Origin of the sequence: Elstera litoralis, from assembly GCF_000963705.1 — a bacterium.
GTDB lineage: Bacteria > Pseudomonadota > Alphaproteobacteria > Elsterales > Elsteraceae > Elstera > Elstera litoralis.
On the sequence record NZ_LAJY01000035.1, the window covers coordinates 1 to 3,410 of the forward strand.

The 3,410-nt window shown below is 60.9% G+C and carries 4 protein-coding genes and 1 pseudogene; 2 read left to right on the plus strand and 3 right to left on the minus strand.

Features of this window, described 5'->3' with window-relative positions; genetic code table 11:
• Together VZ95_RS21395 and VZ95_RS21400 are read left to right on the plus strand one after the other, a co-directional pair.
• A pseudogene (locus VZ95_RS21395) lies at window positions 1-907 on the plus strand (hypothetical protein); the annotation flags it as partial.
• Complete coding sequence (locus tag VZ95_RS21400) at window positions 858-1,409, plus strand: GGDEF domain-containing protein (RefSeq protein WP_198148037.1); 552 nt, start codon at window positions 858-860, stop codon at window positions 1,407-1,409. The pseudogene VZ95_RS21395 and the gene VZ95_RS21400, both read left to right, overlap by 50 nt.
• An 8-nt stretch (window positions 1,410-1,417) precedes the next feature.
• On the opposite strand, the gene VZ95_RS02215 is transcribed toward VZ95_RS21400, so the two are convergent.
• The 3 genes from VZ95_RS02215 to VZ95_RS29080 form a co-directional block, all read right to left on the minus strand.
• Complete coding sequence (locus VZ95_RS02215) at window positions 1,418-1,816, minus strand: VOC family protein (protein ID WP_045774427.1); 399 nt, start codon at window positions 1,814-1,816, stop codon at window positions 1,418-1,420.
• 169 nt (window positions 1,817-1,985) lie between these two features.
• Window positions 1,986-3,212, minus strand: coding sequence for a GGDEF domain-containing protein (locus tag VZ95_RS21405; RefSeq protein ID WP_156994962.1), 1,227 nt, complete (start codon window positions 3,210-3,212; stop codon window positions 1,986-1,988).
• A gap of 94 nt (window positions 3,213-3,306) precedes the next feature.
• Window positions 3,307-3,402 (minus strand): hypothetical protein, encoded by a 96-nt coding sequence (locus tag VZ95_RS29080; protein WP_408606057.1) that lies wholly within the window; start codon window positions 3,400-3,402, stop codon window positions 3,307-3,309.
• Between the last annotated feature and the right edge of the window lie 8 nt (window positions 3,403-3,410).

Consider the following 3,410-nt stretch of genomic DNA (forward strand, 5'->3'; position numbering starts at 1 on the left):
GGAGCAGCATCTTTTATCGGCGTTGATGGATATTGATCGTACCAGCCTCGCCCTGCGGCAGGCTTATTTGCGCGACCCTGGGAATTTTGATCGGTTTTTGCGCGAGGTCGATGTTCCGCAGGCGATTTTCCCCACGTTTCAAGTATCGGTCATCAATGCGGCGGGGTTTCTCAGCTACAGCAGCACGCAACCGACGACAACCCCGGTGGATCTGCGCGACCGGCTGCATTTTCGCTATCATCTGACCGCGCCGGGCGATGATCTCTACGTGAGCCGCATTTTGGTTGGTCGGGTTTCGAATGCGCTGTCGCTGCAATTTACGCGCAAGATCGTCGATCGCGCAGGCGTGTTTCAAGGGGTGCTGGTGCTCTCGGTTGCGCATAGCTACTTCACCCAATTCCTGAAGGCGGTAGCGATTCCCCCCGATGGGCTCGTAGCCTTCATTGGATTGGATGGTTGGGTCCGCGCGCGCGCCGCGAGTAGCGATGTGTCCGAGACCAATGTGCCGCTGACGGTGTTCGAAACCCCGGTTCAGGATATGCCCTTTCTCGATCCGGCTCGGCCAAATGCGGGGATTTTTCAGATGGTGAGCCCGTTCGACGGTATTAGCCGCCTGGGGTCTTATCGCCGTCTCGGCCCCTACCCGATGGTTGTATTGGTGATGGTCTCCCAAGAGATGGCCGAGCAGGTGGCACGCGGGGTTCAAGGCCCGCTGATCGGCGGCGGGCTTATCTTGAGCCTTGTTCTGGTCGGCGCGACCGGCCTCGGGGTCCGGCAGATTCTGCGGCGGGAGGCGACAATTACCGCTATGATCCAGCGCGAAGCCCAGTTGCGCGATCTTGCCAATAGCGACGTTTTTGACCGGCATCGCCAATCGTCGTTACTTTCTGGATCGTGCGGGGGTTGAGATCGGTCGCGCGCTCCGGCACCGGCGGCCCTTGGCCTTGGCGATGCTCGACCTCGATCATTTCAAACGGATCAACGATCAGTTCGGCCACGCGGGCGGCGATGCCGTTTTGCAAGAGTTGGTGCGACGCGTGCGGACCCGGTTGCGGCGGGAGGATTTGATTGGCCGGTTGGGCGGCGAGGAATTCGCCATCCTCTTGCCCGAAACCGAAATCGATGGGGCCTTGACCGCCCTCGACCTTATTCGCGATATGATCGCCGAAACGCCCTTCCTGCTGCCCGATGGCCGACAGACGCCAGTGACGGCGAGCATCGGCGTGGCCGACTTACGCGCCGATAGCGGTTTTGCGGCGGATACGCTGGAGCAACTGCTGAAACGGGCCGATGATGCGCTTTATGCCGCAAAGCGGGGCGGGCGCAATCGGGTTATCTTCGATGTCGGCCCGTCACCCTTTCCTACGATGGTCCCTAAACTCGATGGCGGTAAGGCCACCGAGATTTAGCTTTGGCTCTAACTTTCTGGGGTGGGCTTGCGTTCGTGGATCAGGTGAACAATCCCGCCGGGTGCCGCGATCCAAAAGCCGGGAAAATCTTCCGGCAGCGGCTCGATAGCGTCGCAGCGATCGACCCCTTGCGCTTCCAGCCACTCGCTCGCGGCTTCAGCATCGGCCGTGCGGACCTCTAACCAAGTTTCGGCCTGGCTGAGGCTCGGCACCCGGTCAATCCAGAGGCGCATGGAGCCGAACTGAAACGTGACGCTGGTTTCATCGACTGAAAGTTGCTCGAAGCCCAGCACATCCCGGTAAAATGCCACCGCTTGCAAAAAATCGCGTGGGGGCATTTTCAGGGCGATGTTTCGACCGGGGGAAAATTGTGGGCGTTCCGGCCCGTCCTCGCGCGTATCCGCCATATTTATCCACTCTCCATCCCGAAAGGATTACACGCCCAAAGCCGGATGACGTCGCGGCGCGGGCGCGGGGCTCTTGGTTCCTACACAGGGACGGCCCAAAAAAAGCATGCCATAAAGCCTATCGGGAGACTATGGCAGAGGCGGTTTCGGTCAAAAAAGCGATGAGGCGCTATTTCTGCCCATCGGCCATCACCCGATTACGCCCGGCCTGTTTGGCCTTGTAGAGCGCTTGGTCGGCGGCCTTCATGACGGCTTCCCAATCGGCATAGCGCGGCGATTTTTCGGCGGCTCCGATGGAAATGGTGATGGTCACTTGCGTCCCCGCCGCTTTGGTTGGGTCTGGCGTTGAGGGTGAGCCATCTGGTTTCGCCTCGGGCCGGTCTTTGCTGCGCACCGTGAAGGGCGTCGCCGCCATCGCCGAGCAGACGGCATCGAGATGCGGTAGGGCTTCGCGCAGGCTGCGGTTGGGGAAGACAACGGTAAACTCTTCGCCGCCATAGCGGAAGTAATGGCCGCCGCCGGTAACATTGGCAATCACTCGGCCCACGCGGCAGAGCACTTGATCGCCGACATCATGGCCGTAGGTATCGTTGAATTTCTTGAAATGATCGACATCGAGCATGGCGATCACATAGCGCTCGCCAACCGTATTCAGCAGGCTTTTCAGCGCCCGGCGGCCCGGCAGGCCGGTAAGCTCGTCGTGGAAAGCCACGCGGTAGGAGTTTTGGATCAGCGCCACGATCAGCGCCGCGCCCGCCGTGCTGAAATAGATAGCGCGGTAGACGCGGCTATCGCCCAGCGCAATACCGACCATGCCGAGCAGTAGGACCGTTAGAAGCCCGGTTTCGAGCGGCGTGGCCCGGCGGCGGAACTGCCAGAGCAGGCAGCCGGCGGCAATCAGCGTGAAGACCAGGGCGGTATCGGGCAGATATAGCCGCCGGGCGGCACCCTCCACCAGCAGCGTTCGCAACCAGAAGGGCGTTGGCTGGCCATTGGCGGCATGGGCGAGAATGATGAGGGCCGGGTAGACGATAAAGGCGACCCGCTCTAACCCTGGCCGGTTGAACAGCCCCCTTTCCGGCAAGGTTGCGAGGCAGGCAACCATGATCGGCCAGTACCATGCCGCGCCGAAGCGCAATGTGTCGGCAGTAAAAGGGGCGCGGCCCGTTTGCTCCAGCAGGGCATGGATGGCCCCGAGCGCGACGAAGACCATCACCATATTGCCGACGCGGAACCGCCACGCAATCGCGGCCCCGGCTAAGCAGACAAGCCAGGGGAGCGCCGCGAAAAGGTTGCCCCATTCCGGTTCGGCCGCTTGCTGGAACAATAGGGCGGCCAGTAGGGCGGCCCCAGGCAGCGCCAGAAAATCGAGCATGCGACGGAGTGCGGGTGGCACCTGTTCACCTTCGTCCGAACGTGGAAGCAGAGATCAGCTTAGCGTCAAATTAGAGCAAATGCCCGCTATTTCTGAAACGCACGCGGTGACAGTTTTATTCGTCGTCCGGGCCATCGGTTTCAGCCATTCCCAAGGCGCGCTTATAGAGATCGAGCAGGGTTTCTTGTTCCTGCCGGTCGATTTCTTCCAGTTTCCGTA